General features: G+C 34.7%; 28 protein-coding genes. All 28 read left to right on the top strand.

The window, feature by feature from the left end; genetic code table 11:
- Nucleotides 1-34: 34 nt before the first annotated feature.
- The 28 genes from rplD (at nucleotide 35) to R2103_RS09865 (ending at nucleotide 14,030) form a co-directional block, all read left to right on the top strand.
- Nucleotides 35-655 (top strand): 50S ribosomal protein L4, encoded by a 621-nt coding sequence (gene rplD / locus R2103_RS10000; RefSeq protein WP_317531272.1) that lies wholly within the window; start codon nucleotides 35-37, stop codon nucleotides 653-655.
- On the top strand, nucleotides 652-987 hold the full coding sequence (gene rplW / locus R2103_RS09995) for a 50S ribosomal protein L23 (RefSeq protein WP_317531271.1): 336 nt from the start codon (nucleotides 652-654) through the stop codon (nucleotides 985-987). Before rplD ends, rplW begins: the two co-directional genes overlap by 4 nt.
- Nucleotides 987-1,820: a 50S ribosomal protein L2 gene (rplB, locus tag R2103_RS09990; protein ID WP_317531270.1), complete on the top strand. Its 834-nt coding sequence runs from the start codon at nucleotides 987-989 to the stop codon at nucleotides 1,818-1,820. Before rplW ends, rplB begins: the two co-directional genes overlap by 1 nt.
- An 8-nt stretch (nucleotides 1,821-1,828) precedes the next feature.
- A complete protein-coding gene (rpsS, locus tag R2103_RS09985) occupies nucleotides 1,829-2,110 on the top strand; it encodes a 30S ribosomal protein S19 (protein WP_317531269.1) in 282 nt (93 codons plus the stop codon).
- Between the two features lie 8 nt (nucleotides 2,111-2,118).
- Entirely contained in the window at nucleotides 2,119-2,466 is a 348-nt protein-coding gene (gene rplV / locus R2103_RS09980; protein ID WP_317531268.1) for a 50S ribosomal protein L22, read from the top strand.
- Nucleotides 2,467-2,486: 20 nt separating this feature from the next.
- Nucleotides 2,487-3,242 carry a 30S ribosomal protein S3 gene (rpsC, locus tag R2103_RS09975; protein ID WP_317531267.1) on the top strand — a complete coding sequence of 252 codons (756 nt, stop codon included), beginning with the start codon at nucleotides 2,487-2,489 and terminating at the stop codon, nucleotides 3,240-3,242.
- A gap of 66 nt (nucleotides 3,243-3,308) precedes the next feature.
- Nucleotides 3,309-3,725, top strand: a complete 417-nt coding sequence (rplP, locus tag R2103_RS09970; RefSeq protein ID WP_090319395.1) for a 50S ribosomal protein L16 — start codon at nucleotides 3,309-3,311, stop codon at nucleotides 3,723-3,725.
- 2 nt (nucleotides 3,726-3,727) lie between these two features.
- Entirely contained in the window at nucleotides 3,728-3,916 is a 189-nt protein-coding gene (rpmC, locus tag R2103_RS09965; RefSeq protein WP_317531266.1) for a 50S ribosomal protein L29, read from the top strand.
- Nucleotides 3,917-3,918: 2 nt separating this feature from the next.
- The gene (gene rpsQ, locus R2103_RS09960) at nucleotides 3,919-4,182 is read left to right on the top strand and encodes a 30S ribosomal protein S17 (protein WP_317531265.1); all 264 of its coding nucleotides are present in this window, start codon (nucleotides 3,919-3,921) and stop codon (nucleotides 4,180-4,182) included.
- A 176-nt stretch (nucleotides 4,183-4,358) separates the two neighbouring features.
- Nucleotides 4,359-4,727 carry a 50S ribosomal protein L14 gene (rplN, locus tag R2103_RS09955; RefSeq protein WP_317531264.1) on the top strand — a complete coding sequence of 123 codons (369 nt, stop codon included), beginning with the start codon at nucleotides 4,359-4,361 and terminating at the stop codon, nucleotides 4,725-4,727.
- Nucleotides 4,728-4,746: 19 nt separating this feature from the next.
- On the top strand, nucleotides 4,747-5,064 hold the full coding sequence (gene rplX / locus R2103_RS09950; RefSeq protein WP_317531263.1) for a 50S ribosomal protein L24: 318 nt from the start codon (nucleotides 4,747-4,749) through the stop codon (nucleotides 5,062-5,064).
- 16 nt (nucleotides 5,065-5,080) lie between these two features.
- A complete protein-coding gene (gene rplE, locus R2103_RS09945) occupies nucleotides 5,081-5,620 on the top strand; it encodes a 50S ribosomal protein L5 (protein ID WP_317531262.1) in 540 nt (179 codons plus the stop codon).
- Between the two features lie 7 nt (nucleotides 5,621-5,627).
- A complete protein-coding gene (gene rpsN / locus R2103_RS09940) occupies nucleotides 5,628-5,933 on the top strand; it encodes a 30S ribosomal protein S14 (RefSeq protein ID WP_317531261.1) in 306 nt (101 codons plus the stop codon).
- Between the two features lie 57 nt (nucleotides 5,934-5,990).
- A complete protein-coding gene (gene rpsH, locus R2103_RS09935; RefSeq protein WP_317531260.1) occupies nucleotides 5,991-6,386 on the top strand; it encodes a 30S ribosomal protein S8 in 396 nt (131 codons plus the stop codon).
- 13 nt (nucleotides 6,387-6,399) lie between these two features.
- The gene (gene rplF, locus R2103_RS09930) at nucleotides 6,400-6,933 is read left to right on the top strand and encodes a 50S ribosomal protein L6 (RefSeq protein ID WP_317531259.1); all 534 of its coding nucleotides are present in this window, start codon (nucleotides 6,400-6,402) and stop codon (nucleotides 6,931-6,933) included.
- A gap of 11 nt (nucleotides 6,934-6,944) precedes the next feature.
- Complete coding sequence (gene rplR, locus R2103_RS09925; RefSeq protein ID WP_317531258.1) at nucleotides 6,945-7,301, top strand: 50S ribosomal protein L18; 357 nt, start codon at nucleotides 6,945-6,947, stop codon at nucleotides 7,299-7,301.
- Nucleotides 7,302-7,330: 29 nt separating this feature from the next.
- The gene (gene rpsE / locus R2103_RS09920; RefSeq protein ID WP_317531257.1) at nucleotides 7,331-7,843 is read left to right on the top strand and encodes a 30S ribosomal protein S5; all 513 of its coding nucleotides are present in this window, start codon (nucleotides 7,331-7,333) and stop codon (nucleotides 7,841-7,843) included.
- 4 nt (nucleotides 7,844-7,847) lie between these two features.
- Entirely contained in the window at nucleotides 7,848-8,039 is a 192-nt protein-coding gene (gene rpmD / locus R2103_RS09915) for a 50S ribosomal protein L30 (protein WP_317531256.1), read from the top strand.
- 3 nt (nucleotides 8,040-8,042) lie between these two features.
- Nucleotides 8,043-8,474: a 50S ribosomal protein L15 gene (gene rplO / locus R2103_RS09910; RefSeq protein WP_317531255.1), complete on the top strand. Its 432-nt coding sequence runs from the start codon at nucleotides 8,043-8,045 to the stop codon at nucleotides 8,472-8,474.
- A gap of 22 nt (nucleotides 8,475-8,496) precedes the next feature.
- Nucleotides 8,497-9,813 carry a preprotein translocase subunit SecY gene (gene secY / locus R2103_RS09905; protein WP_317531254.1) on the top strand — a complete coding sequence of 439 codons (1,317 nt, stop codon included), beginning with the start codon at nucleotides 8,497-8,499 and terminating at the stop codon, nucleotides 9,811-9,813.
- A gap of 17 nt (nucleotides 9,814-9,830) precedes the next feature.
- Nucleotides 9,831-10,049 (top strand): translation initiation factor IF-1, encoded by a 219-nt coding sequence (gene infA / locus R2103_RS09900; RefSeq protein WP_013966779.1) that lies wholly within the window; start codon nucleotides 9,831-9,833, stop codon nucleotides 10,047-10,049.
- 62 nt (nucleotides 10,050-10,111) lie between these two features.
- A complete protein-coding gene (rpmJ, locus tag R2103_RS09895) occupies nucleotides 10,112-10,225 on the top strand; it encodes a 50S ribosomal protein L36 (RefSeq protein ID WP_090319434.1) in 114 nt (37 codons plus the stop codon).
- Nucleotides 10,226-10,264: 39 nt separating this feature from the next.
- Nucleotides 10,265-10,624 (top strand): 30S ribosomal protein S13, encoded by a 360-nt coding sequence (gene rpsM / locus R2103_RS09890; RefSeq protein ID WP_317531253.1) that lies wholly within the window; start codon nucleotides 10,265-10,267, stop codon nucleotides 10,622-10,624.
- A 36-nt stretch (nucleotides 10,625-10,660) separates the two neighbouring features.
- Nucleotides 10,661-11,050 (top strand): 30S ribosomal protein S11, encoded by a 390-nt coding sequence (rpsK, locus tag R2103_RS09885; RefSeq protein WP_317531252.1) that lies wholly within the window; start codon nucleotides 10,661-10,663, stop codon nucleotides 11,048-11,050.
- Between the two features lie 9 nt (nucleotides 11,051-11,059).
- Nucleotides 11,060-11,686, top strand: a complete 627-nt coding sequence (gene rpsD, locus R2103_RS09880; RefSeq protein WP_317531251.1) for a 30S ribosomal protein S4 — start codon at nucleotides 11,060-11,062, stop codon at nucleotides 11,684-11,686.
- Nucleotides 11,687-11,717: 31 nt separating this feature from the next.
- Nucleotides 11,718-12,719, top strand: a complete 1,002-nt coding sequence (locus R2103_RS09875) for a DNA-directed RNA polymerase subunit alpha (RefSeq protein WP_317531250.1) — start codon at nucleotides 11,718-11,720, stop codon at nucleotides 12,717-12,719.
- Nucleotides 12,709-13,107 (top strand): 50S ribosomal protein L17, encoded by a 399-nt coding sequence (rplQ, locus tag R2103_RS09870; protein ID WP_317531249.1) that lies wholly within the window; start codon nucleotides 12,709-12,711, stop codon nucleotides 13,105-13,107. The genes R2103_RS09875 and rplQ overlap by 11 nt, the downstream gene beginning before the upstream one ends.
- Nucleotides 13,108-13,166: 59 nt before the next feature.
- Entirely contained in the window at nucleotides 13,167-14,030 is an 864-nt protein-coding gene (locus R2103_RS09865; protein ID WP_317532085.1) for a biotin--[acetyl-CoA-carboxylase] ligase, read from the top strand.

Genomic DNA, 14,030 nt, shown 5'->3' with positions numbered 1-14,030 from the left:
TAATAAAACGAAATAACAATAGGATGAACAGGTAATGGAGTTGAAGCTTATCGGTGAAAAGAATCAGGCAACAGAAAATATCACTGTTTCTGATGAACTTTTTAATAAAGATTACAATGAGGCACTTATTCATCAAGTTATAACTTCTTATCTATCAAATGCGCGAGGAGCTACGCGAGCTCAGAAAGGGCGTGCAGATGTTGCCAAGTCAACTCGTAAGCCATGGCGGCAAAAAGGAACAGGGCGCGCTCGTGCCGGTATGGCATCAAGTCCAATATGGCGCGGAGGCGGAAAAATTTTTCCAAATAGTCCTGATGAGAATTTTAGAAAAAAACTCAATAAAAAAATGTATCGTACCGGTATAAGTATCATTTTGTCTCAGTTAGTACGTGATGAGCGATTAATGATTATAGATAACTTTAATGTCGATACGCATAAAACTAAAGCTTTTAAAGAAAAACTAATTGCATTAGGGCTCAGTGAGGTTATGTTGATTACGAATAATGTGGATGAAAATTTGTATCTCTCATCGCGCAATATTCCACATGTTTCTGTAGTTGAAGTGAAGAATGTAGATCCGGTAAGTCTTTTGAAATTTGAAAAGATTTTACTTACAACAGAAGGATTGAAGAATCTTGAGGAACTTCTGTCATGAAAAATTCAAATATTAATCAAGAACGTTTATTAAAAGTCATATTAGCGCCGCATATCTCAGAGAAAGCTACATTTATCGGAGAGAAAAATAATCAAACGGTATTTCGTGTAGCAACAGATGCAACTAAAAAAGAAATAAAACATGCCATAGAGTTATTATGGAAAGAACAAAAGATAGAAGTGAAGAATGTTCAAACGATAAATGTGAAAGGAAAAAGCAAAAGATTTGGACGTTTTATGGGACGCAGAAGTGATTGGAAAAAAGCCATCGTAAGCATTAAGGCAGGGCAGGAATTGAGTTTTGCAAATTTTTCAAATGCAGAGGTTAAATAATGGCCCTTGTTAAATTAAAACCGACTTCACCTGGAAGAAGATCAGTAGTTAAAATAGTAAATAATGATCTGTACAATGGCGAACCTTATAAAAATTTAATAGAAAAACAAACTAAAACTGCGGGACGTAATCATTATGGTCGCATCACTACAAGGCATCGTGGGGGCGGACATAAACAACACTATAGATTGATAGATTTTAAACGTGATAAAGATGATATAACTGGTATCGTCGAACGTATTGAGTATGACCCTAATAGGACAGCAAATATTGCTTTAATTTGCTATCAGGATGGGGAAAGAAGGTACATTATTGCTCCAAAAGGATTAGCAGTAGGCACAAAAATTTCTAGTGGTAAAAATGCTCAAATAAAACCTGGAGATGCGCTACCTTTACGCAATATACCGATGGGGACGATAATTCATTGTGTTGAATTATTGCCGGGAAAAGGCGCCCAATTAGCACGATCGGCGGGTGCTTCGATACAATTACAAGCACGAGAAGGAAATTATGCACAACTGAAACTTCGCTCAGGAGAGATGCGGAAAGTTCATATTGATTGTCGTGCCACAATCGGTGAAGTAGGTAATGCTGAACACAACTTAAGATCTATTGGTAAAGCAGGTGCAGTTCGGTGGCGTGGAATTAGACCAACTGTACGAGGTGTGGCAATGAATCCTATAGATCACCCACATGGTGGTGGAGAAGGAAGGACATCCGCAGGAAGGCATCCAGTCAGTCCATGGGGAACACCAGCTAAGGGTTATAGAACTCGAAAAAATAAAAGAACAGAAGTGATGATAGTTCGTCATCGTTATTCAAAAAAAGGATAATAGATTAAATGGCACGATCAGTTAAAAAGGGACCATTTGTAGATACGCATCTAATGGAAAAGATAGTGAAAGCGCGTGAAACAAATGATAAGAGACCTGTTAAAACATGGTCAAGACGGTCCACCATATTGCCCGATTTTATAGGGATAACAGTGGCCGTACACAATGGTAAGCAACATATTCCTGTTTTTGTGACAGAAAATATGATTGGTCATAAATTTGGTGAATTTTCACTTACACGTACTTTTAAAGGCCATGCTGGCGATAAAAAAGCAGTTACTAAGCGATAGGAATTAATATGGAAACTACTGCTAAATTACGCGGGGTTAGGTTATCAGCACAAAAAGGACGTCTTGTGGCAGATCAAATAAGAGGTCTGACAGTTGATAAAGCACTGAATATTTTGATTTTCAGCCCTAAAAAAGGCGCAGAAATAATTCGAAAAATATTGGAATCAGCCATTGCAAATGCAGAACATAATGATGGCGCTGACATTGATGAATTGAAAGTCTCATCTATATATATTGATAGAGGAGTACTGATGAAACGAACAAGTGCACGTGCTAAAGGTCGTGGCAACAGAATTGTTAAGCCTACATGTCATATCTCGTTAACAGTAAGCGATAATGGTAGTCAAATTAAATAAAATCAAAGGCACTAATTGATATGGGTCAAAAAATACATCCAATCGGGTTTCGTCTTTCAGTTCAAAGAAATTGGTTGTCAAAGTGGTATGCAAATAGCAATAACTTTGCAACTATGCTGAATGAGGATATAAAAGTACGGACTTTTCTTAATGAAAAGCTTAAAAATGCCTCGGTTGGTAGAGTTTTGATAGAAAGACCATCAAAAAATGCAAGGATTACTATTTACAGTTCTCGTCCAGGTGTGGTCATTGGCAAAAAGGGAGAAGATATAGAGGTATTGCGCACTGAGCTCCAAAAAAGAATGGGGGTTCCCGTCCATGTTAATATCGAAGAAATAAGAAAACCAGAACTGGATGCGCAACTAATTGCCGATAATATCGCTCAACAATTAGAAAAAAGAATTATGTTTCGTAGAGCAATGAAACGGGCAATGCAGAATGCTATGAGATTGGGAGCTCAAGGTATAAAAATAATGAGTTCGGGTAGATTGAACGGGATAGAAATTGCCCGAACGGAATGGTATAGAGAAGGCCGAGTTCCTCTTCATACTTTAAGAGCAGATCTCGACTATGCAACTTCAGAAGCTAAAACTACTTATGGCATTATCGGGATTAAAGTGTGGGTTTTTAAAGGCGAGATACTTGGAAAAAGTGACGCAAATAGCTTAAATGTCTCAGGTAATGTTTCTGATAGTGAGAAAAAGAAAATTAGTAAAAAATCCTCTCCATCGTTTATTAAAGAATCCGATTCTAAAATAGATAAAAGCATTGAATGATTTAAACATTTAATTACAATTACTAGATTCTTTGATATCTGATAAAAATAAATTCTGGGGAAAGAAATGCTTCAACCAGCGCGTACTAAATATAGAAAGCAGCAAAAAGGAAGAAATACCGGCATCGCAACACGAGGCTCAAAAGTTAGCTTTGGTGAATTTGGTCTAAAAGCAGTTGATAGAGGCCGATTAACAGCACGTCAAATAGAAGCTGCTCGAAGAGCTATGACAAGACATATCAAAAGGGGTGGCCGTATCTGGATACGGATTTTTCCTGATAAACCAATTTCACATAAACCAGCTGAAGTACGGATGGGAAATGGTAAAGGAAGTCCAGAGTATTATGTTGCTGAAATTCAGCCTGGGAAGGTTCTTTATGAAATGGATGGAGTTAGTGAAGAACTAGCTAAAGAAGCGTTTAGACTAGCTGCAGCAAAATTACCAATTAAAACAGTATTTACTATTAGGCAATTTGGCGGATAACAATGAAAGTTAGTGAATTGAAAGAAAAATCATTATCTGAACTCAATAAAGAACTCATTTCCTTATTAAGAGTGCAATTTAGCTTAAGAATGCAATTAGCTACACAACAACTTTCAGACACAAGTCGAATGAAAATGGTTAGAAAAGATATCGCAAGAGTTAAAACAATTATGACTCAGAAAGCAAGTTAATTATGAATAGCGAAAAATTGAAACGTACACTGACTGGTCGTATCACAAGTAATAAAATGGATAAAACAGTAACAGTATTGGTTGAACGCAGAATAAAACACCCACTTTATGGAAAATTTGTAATTAGATCAAAAAAATATCATGCTCATGTTGAGAATGAACATTTATCTATAGGTGATATTGTTTTAATAGAAGAATGTCGTCCATTATCAAAAACCAAGAATTGGAAAGTAGTAAAACACGTTAATAATGTATCCGAGAGATAAATAGTTTCTTTGCTACTTGAAGTGCGTAATTTTCTATAAATTATATCAAAAAAGAGTGTTTTATTGTATAATGCCGCCTTTTTGATTCGTCGGGATACTTATTAAAATAAATATTTATTTGATCGAAATAAATCTAAATAAATATTCAATATGAGTTTTTAAAAAGAGAATATTAAATGATACAAATGCAATCAATATTGCGAGTTGCAGATAACACAGGTGCGAGATCATTGATGTGTATCAAAGTTCTTGGTGGATCAAAGAGAAAATACGCAGGTATTGGCGATATAATTAAAGTGAGCATCAAAGATGCAGCGCCAAGAGGACGTGTGAAAAAAGGCGAAGTATATAATGCTATTGTAGTACGTACAGCAAAAGGTGTGAGACGTATAGATGGTTCTTTGTTAAAATTCGATGAAAATGCCGCCGTGCTTTTGAATAACAAACTTGAGCCGATTGGAACACGGATATTTGGTCCAGTCACTCGTGAGTTGCGTAATGCGCGCTTTATGAAGATTGTGTCGCTTGCTCCAGAAGTTCTGTAATATCGAGAAGAGAATAGATATGAAAAAAATTAAAAAAGGTGATGATGTAATTGTAATTACTGGAAAAGATAAGGGAAAAAAAGGTACAGTACTTCGTACGATCGGTTCTGAGCGTTTGCTGGTGCAAGGAATAAATTCGGTAAAAAAGCATCAAAAGCCTAATCCTTCAACCGGAGTCACTGGAGGAATAATTAATAAAGAAATGCCAATTCATATTTCGAATGTCGCAATTTATAACTTCACATCAAGAAGAGCTGATAGAGTAGGGTTTAGAGTAGATTCTAATGATAAAAAAGTACGTTTTTTTAAAACTACAAATGAATTGATCGAAGTATAAAAGGAATTGTAATTATATGGCTCGTTTACAGGATTATTACCGTAATACAGTAGCAAAAGAATTAAAAAAGCAATTTGGATACAAATCAGTAATGGAAGTACCGTGTATAACTAAAATTACACTTAATATTGGATTGGGCGAAGCGACAATTGATAAAAAAGTGATTGAGAATGCAATTTCTGATATAAAAAAGATTTGTGGTCAACAGCCGGTTGTGACAAAAGCTAAGAAATCTATTGCAACTTTTAAAGTTAGAAAAGATTATCCAGTAGGTTGCATGGTAACTCTTAGGAAGGTTCGGATGTATGAGTTTCTTGATAGACTAATTACTATAGCAATACCTAGAATTCGGGATTTCAGAGGAATATCTGGAAAATCATTCGATGGAAGAGGAAATTATAATATAGGTATAAAAGAACAAATTATATTTCCTGAAATTGATTACGATAAAATAGACGCGTTACGCGGTATGAATATTTCGATTACAACAACTGCAAAAAATGATGTAGAAGCGAAAGCTTTGTTGGCAGCATTTAGTTTTCCCTTCAAGAATTGAGGAAGTTATGGCTAAGTTATCAACAGTGAATAGAAATAATAAAAGACAAAAATTAGTAAGTAAATATTTTGAAAAAAGAAAAAACTTATGCGAAATAATTTCAAATTATTCACTGGATGAAGATGATAGGTTAAAAGCTAGACAGCAATTACAGAAACTTCCAAGGGATTCAAGCGCTGTTAGATTAAGAAATAGATGCGAATTAACAGGAAGACCACGAGGAGTTTATTCTAAATTTGGACTTGGAAGAAACAAATTGAGAGATATGGCAATGAGTGGAAAAATTCCAGGAATCATAAAAGCTAGTTGGTAATTTTTTGTCTAATAAGTTAATCAAAGTATAAATAATTAATTATAGAGTGTAATCAATATGAGTATGAGCGATCCGATTGCAGATATGCTAACAAGAATTAGAAATGCTCAGATGGCAAGAAAGCAATTTACTAAAATGGAAAGTTCTCGCTTAAAAGTGGCAATTGCTATTGTTTTAAAAGAAGAAGGTTATATTGATTCTTATAGTGTTATTAACGAAAATAGCAAAAGCACATTAGAAATTTTACTAAGATATTATGCAGGTAAGCCTGTAATTGAGAATATTAAACGTATTAGTAAACCTGGTTTAAGAATTTACAAATCTAGTAAGGATTTACCAAATGTTATGAATGGCCTTGGCACTGCAATTGTTTCAACGTCGCAAGGTGTGATGACGCAAAATAAAGCGCGCGAGTTAGGTATAGGCGGCGAACTCTTGTGCATTCTAGTTTAGAGGATTTTATTAAATGTCTCGTGTAAGTAATAATCCAATATCTGTTCCTGATAATGTTCAAATCTCTTTATCTGGACAAGATATCACGATAAAAGGACCTCTTGGGGCTTTAGAGTATCCCATCGCAAGTGAGATTAGTGTGGATCAGATAGATGGTTTTCTGAAAATTAAAGCAAATTCTAATTCTCAACATGCAAATGCGTTATCTGGAACATTCAGGGCATTAATTGCAAATATGGTTCATGGAGTTTCAAAAGGATTTGAAAAGAAATTGCAACTAGTTGGAGTTGGTTACAGAGCGCAAGCAACTGCTAATAAATTAAGTCTCACACTTGGGTTTTCACATCCAATAAACTTTGAAATTCCTGATGGAATTAAAATTGAAACTCCAACACAAACCGAGATAATAATTAAAGGCATTGATAAACAAAAGGTTGGGCAAGTTTCGGCTGATATTAGAGCATACAGAAAACCAGAACCTTACAAAGGAAAAGGTGTTCGTTATTCAGATGAAATTATTGTTCTTAAAGAAACTAAGAAAAAATAAGTGAAATTAACATGCTGAATTTGAAAGAAAAGCGTATTAGAAGATCAAAAAAAACCCGTGCCACTATAGCCGAATTGGGTGTCATTAGATTATCTATACATAGAAGTAACTCGCATATATATGCACAGTTGATTGATGATAAGAAAAATAAAACTATTGTTAGTGCATCTACCTTGGAACCTGATGTAAGGAAGGAAATTAAAGTGGGTGGTAATATTCAGGCGGCTGTAATAATTGGAAAAAGAATTGCAGAAAAAGGAATAAAGTTTGGTATATCAAATATTGCATTTGACAGATCTGGATATAAATACCATGGTCGAGTTAAGGCTTTAGCTGAGGCAGCTCGTGAAGAAGGGTTGAAATTCTAACAGAATGTAATGATATCCAAGGTCAAAATATGAGTACTAAAACGATAAGTGCAGAAGAAGGTGGCGATAATTTACGTGAAAAAATGGTTGCTATCAACAGGGTTACAAAAGTTGTTAAAGGTGGTCGTATTTTAGGATTTGCGGCACTTACTGTAGTCGGAGACGGTGATGGCGGAGTTGGCATGGGTAAAGGTAAATCACGTGAAGTGCCAGTCGCAGTGCAGAAAGCAATGGATGAAGCTCGTCGAAAAATGATAAAAGTTAAATTGAAAAATGGGTCTATATATCATCCTATAACCGCATCACATGGTGCTGCTAAAGTATATATGCAACCAGCACCTGAAGGAACAGGTATAATTGCTGGAGGACCTATGCGAGCTATATTTGAAGTCATGGGAATGACCAATATCTTAGCTAAGTGCATTGGTTCTACAAATCCATATAATGTAGTTAGAGCAACACTAAAAGGCTTAGATCAAATGAATACTCCAGCAACAATTGCAGCTAAGCGCAATAAGACAATAAAAGACATAATAGGTTGAAATTATGGTTAATTCTCAAAAAGAAAAAACTATCAAAATTACACTTATTAAAAGCTTGATAGGAACAAAAGAATCGCATAAAGCTACAGCTCGAGGTTTAGGGCTGAGGAAATTAAATAGTTCTTCAATACTTAAGGATACACCCGAAATACGTGGAATGATTGACAAGATTAATTATTTAGTTAAATGCGATTAAATTATGTATTTGAATTCTATTAAACCTTCTGAAGGTTCGAAAAAAAATAAAGTGCGAGTTGGACGTGGTATTGGTTCAGGTTTTGGGAAAACCTGTGGTAGGGGACATAAAGGGCAAAAATCAAGGTCTGGAGGGTTTCATAAGGTGGGTTTCGAAGGTGGGCAAATGCCAATTCAACGTCGTTTGCCAAAAAGAGGTTTTGTGATTTTAAGAAAACGAGAATATCCTAATATACGTTTGAATGATTTGAATTCACTTTCCGAATTAGAGATTACTATTGAAACTTTGATTGCAAATAATATAGTTCCCAAAAAAACGAATAAAGTTAAAATATTTCAATCTGGAAATTGTACAAAAACCTTTAATTTTAAGAATATTGTGATTAGTAAAGGAGCTAAAGATATACTTTTGACTTCTGGAAGTACAATTTCATAATGATTATTTAAATCCAAATAATATGTCGAATTCTGTTGTAGATAAATTTTCTGATCTAAAAAAGCGCTTATGGTTTTTACTATTAGCGTTAATTGTCTATAGAATTGGCGCTCATGTTCCTGTTCCTGGTATAGATCCTATTGTGTTGAAGGATCTATTCGAATCGCAAGAAGGCGGTGTCTTGGGGATGTTTAATATGTTTTCGGGGGGCGCCCTTTCACGATTTTCGATTTTTGCGCTTGGAATCATGCCTTATATTTCTGCGTCTATTATTATGCAATTAGGAACAGTTGCAATACCTTTCCTAGAATCTTTGAAAAAAGAAGGAGAAAGTGGCAGAAGAAAAATTACTCAATATACAAGATATGGCACCGTTGCTTTAGCATTGGTTCAAAGTTATGGAATTTCTATTGCGCTACAGTCGCAAGCGGGTTTAGTAATAAACCCGGGCGGAATGTTTACGATTACTACTGTTATTACATTAGTTACTGGCACAATTTTTTTAATGTGGCTGGGTGAACAGATCACAGAGCGTGGAATTGGTAATGGAATATCATTGATAATATTCGCGGGTATAGCTGCTGGTTTGCCAAGTGCTATTGGAGGTACTTTAGATTTAGTTAGTACAGGCTCGATGCATTTTTTAGTTGCTTTAGGAATTTTTATCGCTGCCGCTTGTGTCACTGGAATTGTTGTTTTTGTTGAAAAGGGACAAAGAAGAATTTTAGTTAATTATGCAAAACGCCAAATTGGACAAAAAGTTTATGGCGGCCAAAGTTCCCATTTGCCTTTAAAACTTAATATGCCTGGTGTAATTCCACCGATTTTTGCTTCAAGCATAATTTTATTTCCAGCAACATTAGCTGGATGGTTTGCCAATAATGAATCTGTAACATGGCTGAAGGATATTAGCTCTGCATTATCTCCTGGGCAACCCATATATGTCATTTTATATGCCATGATGATCATTTTCTTCTGTTTTTTTTATACAGCTCTTGTTTTTAATCCTAAAGAGACTGCTGATAATCTTAAGAAAAGTGGAGCTTTTGTTCCGGGTATTAGGCCAGGAGAACAGACTACGCGTTATATCGAAAAGATTATGTTACGTTTGACACTATCGGGTTCGATTTACGTTACTTTAGTTTGTTTGTTACCTGAATTTTTGATTCTTAAATGGAATGTTCCATTTTATTTTGGTGGTACCTCTCTTTTAATTATTGTAATTGTGACAATGGATTTTATGTCACAAGTTCAGTCACATGTAATGTCGTCGCAATACGATAGCTTGCTTAAGAAAACTAATTTCAAAAGTAACCAAACGAAATTAACTACAAGATAAATATTTGGCATTTTTTGATGGCAAAAGAAGATACAATACAAATGCAAGGTGAAATTCTCGAAACTCTTCCCAATGCAACATTTCGAGTAAAATTAGAAAATGGACATATAGTGTTAGGACATATTTCTGGGAAAATGCGTATGCATTATATAAGAATTTTGCCGGGCGACAAAGTTACAGTTGACTTAACACCATATGATTTAACAAGAGCTCGCATCACTTTCCGAGCTAAATAGTAAAAAATCAAAATTACATAAACATATTATTATTACCAATTTTAATTATCAAATTTAATCTTATGAAAGTAAATGCTTCAGTTAAAAAATATTGCAGAAATTGCAAAATAATAAGACGTAATAGAGTTGTCCGAGTTATTTGCATAGATCCAAGACACAAACAGAGACAAGGTTAAACATAGAAAGTGAAAGCAAGATTATATAGGAAAATATAAATGGCACGTATTGCTGGCGTAAACATACCTAATCATCAACATGTTGGCATTGCTCTCACTGCAATTTATGGTATTGGTAGATCTAGTTCTAAGAACATTTGTCAAGCAGTGGGTATCGAAACTGATAAAAAATTAAAAGATCTTACAGAAGAGCAAATTGATCAATTGCGTGAATATGTAACTCGAATGACAATTGAGGGTGATCTTCGTCGTGAAATTTCGATGAATATTAAAAGATTAATGGATTTAGGATGCTATCGTGGATTACGACATAGACGTGGTCTTCCTGTTCGTGGACAACGCACAAGAACAAATGCAAGAACTAGAAAAGGCCCTCGCAAAGCAATACGAGCTCGTTAACTATGTTAGATAAATAGTTGTAATTTTGGTGCCATAATGAATAAAACAAATTCACGTGTTAAGAAAAAAATCAAGAAAAATGTATCTGAAGGTATCGCTCATATACATGCTTCTTTTAATAATACAATAGTTACTATAACTGACAGGCAAGGAAATGCACTATCATGGGCAACTTCAGGTGGGGCTGGATTTAAAGGATCAAGAAAAAGCACACCATTTGCTGCACAAGTTGCTGCTGAAACAGCAAGTAAAATAGCAATTGACTGTGGTGTTAGAAATCTTGAAGTTAAAGTAAAAGGCCCAGGTCCAGGTCGTGACTCTGCAGTAAGAGCTTTGAATGCGGCCGGTTTTAAAATTACTAGTATTTCAGATGTGACACCCGTACCCCATAATGGATGTCGACCACCTAAAAAACGCCGTATTTAAGGAGATATCTTGGCTCGAAATCTTGCACCAAAATGTAAACAATGCCGAAGAGAAGGTGAAAAATTATTCTTAAAAGGTGAAAAATGTTTTACTGACAAATGCGCTATAGAACGTAGGAATTACCCTCCTGGACAACATGGCCAAAAAAAAGGTCGATTGTCTGACTACGGTGGTCAGCTGCGTGAAAAACAAAAGGTGAAAAAAATCTATGGAATTTTAGAAAAGCAATTTCGTAATATTTATAAAGCAGCCGACAAGGAGCGAGGTATCACAGGCGATAACTTATTACAATTGTTAGAAAGCCGCCTTGATAATGTCGTTTATCATATGGGATTTGGATCTTCTAGATCGGAAGCACGTCAAATTGTTAGACACAACTGTATTTTAGTTAATGGTCATAGAGTTAATATACCTGCTTATTTAGTTAATGTTGGAGATACGATCGAAATTGATAAGAATGCGAAAAATCAATTACGTATTAAATCTTCTATTGAGATAGCCAGCAATCGAAATTTTCCTTCCTGGATAGATGTAAATGTTAGCGAAATGAAAGGTGTCTATAAAATGAAACCTGAACGTTCTGATTTACCTGCTTCTATTAATGAATCATTGATAATTGAATTATATTCAAAATAGTCATATAGATTTTTAAACATAAGGATTTTTTATGCTCGGTACGGAGCTGCTTACACCACGAATTATTGATGTTCAGAATATATCTCCTTTGCATGCCAAAGTTGTGATGGAACCCTTTGAAAGAGGTTATGGCCATACATTAGGTAATGCACTTCGAAGAATTCTATTATCTTCAATGTCAGGTTTTGCTCCAACAGAAGTAAAAATTGCAGGAATCGTTCATGAATATTCTGCTTTGGATGGAGTTCAAGAAGATATTGTTGATATTCTATTGAATATTAAAGGTATAGTCCTGAAACTTCATAATAATGATGAAGCTACTTTATATTTGAGGAAAAATGGAAAAGGTGTTGTTACTGCTGGCGACATCGAAGCTGGTCATGATGTTGAAATAATAAATCCAGAACACATTATTGCTCATTTGACTGCAGATAGTAAAATTAACATTGAATTGAGAGTTGAGAAAGGTAGAGGATTTGTTCCGGCGACAATTAGAAAAAATAAGAATACTGATAAAGACATAGGAACAATTTTTTTGGATGCCTCTTTTAGTCCCGTTAGACGTGTCAGTTACATTGTTGAAAGTGCTCGTGTAGAACAACGTACGGATTTGGATAAGCTAATTATAGATCTGGAAACAAATGGAGTTGTCGAACCAGAAGAAGCGATACGATACGCAGCCCGTGTTTTAGTTCAACAGCTATCTGTTTTTGCTGATTTGGAGAGTACTCCTATTCCAAAAGAAAAGCCTCAGATGCCTCAAATTGATCCAATTTTACTGCGCCCTGTTGATGATTTAGAACTAACTGTCAGATCTGCTAATTGTTTAAAAGTCGAAAATATTTATTACATTGGAGACTTGATTCAACGTACAGAAGCTGAGTTACTCAGAACCCCAAATTTAGGAAGAAAGTCTCTCAATGAAATCAAAGAGGTATTGGCGTCGAGAGAACTTACTTTAGGCATGAAGTTAGATAATTGGCCGCCTGCTAATTTAGAAAATATATCGAAGGATCAGAATCATGCGTCATAATAATGCGTTTAGGAAATTAAATAGAACTAGTAGTCATAGATTGGCAATGTTTCGTAATATGAGTAACTCTTTATTACGTCATGAAGTAATTACTACGACACTTCCAAAAGCAAAAGAACTTAGAAGTTATGTTGAACCTGTTATTACATTAGGTAAAAAACCGTCTTTATCTAATCGAAGGGCAGCTTTTAATAAACTTCGCGATCGCGAAATCGTAACAAAATTGTTTGATGAACTTGGACCACGTTATATTACTCGACCTGGTGGTTATGTCAGAATTCTTAAATTTGGATATAGAAAAGGTGACAACGCTCCAATGGCGCTTGTTGAATTACTTGATCGTCCAGTTGACGAAGTAGATGACAAGAATGAAATCAGTGAGGAATAAGACTGTTGCTGTTTCGTAATATGTATTTATCATTTTTATCACTAAATTACTACTAAAATATACTTTTATATATTTCATGTTTAAGAAAATTTGATAGTTTTGATGTAATTAAAATTAACTTATTAAATAGAAATAAAATTCTTGAGTTTATTCCATGTTACTCAAAGATATTTAATATAAAAATATTCAATATAATTGATTCTACGAATAATTATTTATTGAATAAATTTGATAAATCTGAGTACAATAATAATTTAATAGTTGTTGCAGCTTCTGAGATCCAATTTAACGGGCGCGGCCGTGAAAATCGTAAATGGTATGGTGGAACATTAGGTAATACTCTTACCTTTTCAATTTTATGGCGTTTCGAGAAGGGTGTTTCTTCTTTATCTGGTTTGAGCTTAGTAATTGGTATTGTTCTCGTACGTGTCTTAAGATCCTTTTCAGATAGTAATATTTACCTTAAATGGCCTAATGATATTCTGCATGATAATAGTAAATTGGCTGGTATATTAGTAGAACTTCGTGGAAAGATTCATGGGCCATCATTTGCTGTTATTGGAATTGGTATAAATTTTCATCTGCCATTCTCGATTAAATCTCACATCCAACAAAAAGTAACAGATTTATTTCAATGCACAGGCAAAGTGCATGATCGTAACGAAATACTTGGTGCACTTCTTGTTCAGCTATATATTGTTTTATCTGATTTTGAGAAATATGGATTCTCATATTTCAAAAATGAATGGATGAGTTATCATGCATATCAAGGAAAAAATGTGACACTGCTTTTTCCACATAATAAATCAGTTGTTGGAGTTGTAGATGATGTAAATGATGACGGTTCTATTTGCTTAATAACACCTAATGGCAAACAGTCTTACAATACCGGTAATATCTCTATGCGCTTAAAAAATAATTAA

The sequence above is a fragment of the Nitrosomonas sp. Is24 genome, from assembly GCF_033063335.1.
Lineage (GTDB): Bacteria > Pseudomonadota > Gammaproteobacteria > Burkholderiales > Nitrosomonadaceae > Nitrosomonas.
The sequence above is the reverse complement of the archived record's forward strand: the minus strand, read 5'-3'. Positions and strand labels throughout refer to the sequence as shown.

Bases quoted from the DNA above. Each gene is read 5' to 3' on its own strand.
- infA (WP_013966779.1), top strand. From the start codon at position 9,831: ATGGCAAAAGAAGATACAATACAAATGCAAGGTGAAATTCTCGAAACT.
- rpmJ (WP_090319434.1), top strand. From the start codon at position 10,112: ATGAAAGTAAATGCTTCAGTTAAAAAATATTGCAGAAATTGCAAAATA.
- rpsS (WP_317531269.1), top strand. From the start codon at position 1,829: ATGGCACGATCAGTTAAAAAGGGACCATTTGTAGATACGCATCTAATG.
- R2103_RS09875 (WP_317531250.1), top strand. From the start codon at position 11,718: ATGCTCGGTACGGAGCTGCTTACACCACGAATTATTGATGTTCAGAAT.
- rplN (WP_317531264.1), top strand. From the start codon at position 4,359: ATGATACAAATGCAATCAATATTGCGAGTTGCAGATAACACAGGTGCG.
- rpmC (WP_317531266.1), top strand. From the start codon at position 3,728: ATGAAAGTTAGTGAATTGAAAGAAAAATCATTATCTGAACTCAATAAA.
- rplR (WP_317531258.1), top strand. From the start codon at position 6,945: ATGCTGAATTTGAAAGAAAAGCGTATTAGAAGATCAAAAAAAACCCGT.
- rpmD (WP_317531256.1), top strand. From the start codon at position 7,848: ATGGTTAATTCTCAAAAAGAAAAAACTATCAAAATTACACTTATTAAA.
- rplW (WP_317531271.1), top strand. From the start codon at position 652: ATGAAAAATTCAAATATTAATCAAGAACGTTTATTAAAAGTCATATTA.
- rpsN (WP_317531261.1), top strand. From the start codon at position 5,628: ATGGCTAAGTTATCAACAGTGAATAGAAATAATAAAAGACAAAAATTA.
- rplD (WP_317531272.1), top strand. From the start codon at position 35: ATGGAGTTGAAGCTTATCGGTGAAAAGAATCAGGCAACAGAAAATATC.
- rplQ (WP_317531249.1), top strand. From the start codon at position 12,709: ATGCGTCATAATAATGCGTTTAGGAAATTAAATAGAACTAGTAGTCAT.
- rpsM (WP_317531253.1), top strand. From the start codon at position 10,265: ATGGCACGTATTGCTGGCGTAAACATACCTAATCATCAACATGTTGGC.
- rplX (WP_317531263.1), top strand. From the start codon at position 4,747: ATGAAAAAAATTAAAAAAGGTGATGATGTAATTGTAATTACTGGAAAA.
- rplB (WP_317531270.1), top strand. From the start codon at position 987: ATGGCCCTTGTTAAATTAAAACCGACTTCACCTGGAAGAAGATCAGTA.
- rpsC (WP_317531267.1), top strand. From the start codon at position 2,487: ATGGGTCAAAAAATACATCCAATCGGGTTTCGTCTTTCAGTTCAAAGA.
- rplP (WP_090319395.1), top strand. From the start codon at position 3,309: ATGCTTCAACCAGCGCGTACTAAATATAGAAAGCAGCAAAAAGGAAGA.
- rplO (WP_317531255.1), top strand. From the start codon at position 8,043: ATGTATTTGAATTCTATTAAACCTTCTGAAGGTTCGAAAAAAAATAAA.
- secY (WP_317531254.1), top strand. From the start codon at position 8,497: ATGTCGAATTCTGTTGTAGATAAATTTTCTGATCTAAAAAAGCGCTTA.
- rplV (WP_317531268.1), top strand. From the start codon at position 2,119: ATGGAAACTACTGCTAAATTACGCGGGGTTAGGTTATCAGCACAAAAA.
- rpsQ (WP_317531265.1), top strand. From the start codon at position 3,919: ATGAATAGCGAAAAATTGAAACGTACACTGACTGGTCGTATCACAAGT.
- rpsH (WP_317531260.1), top strand. From the start codon at position 5,991: ATGAGTATGAGCGATCCGATTGCAGATATGCTAACAAGAATTAGAAAT.
- rplE (WP_317531262.1), top strand. From the start codon at position 5,081: ATGGCTCGTTTACAGGATTATTACCGTAATACAGTAGCAAAAGAATTA.
- rplF (WP_317531259.1), top strand. From the start codon at position 6,400: ATGTCTCGTGTAAGTAATAATCCAATATCTGTTCCTGATAATGTTCAA.
- rpsE (WP_317531257.1), top strand. From the start codon at position 7,331: ATGAGTACTAAAACGATAAGTGCAGAAGAAGGTGGCGATAATTTACGT.
- rpsK (WP_317531252.1), top strand. From the start codon at position 10,661: ATGAATAAAACAAATTCACGTGTTAAGAAAAAAATCAAGAAAAATGTA.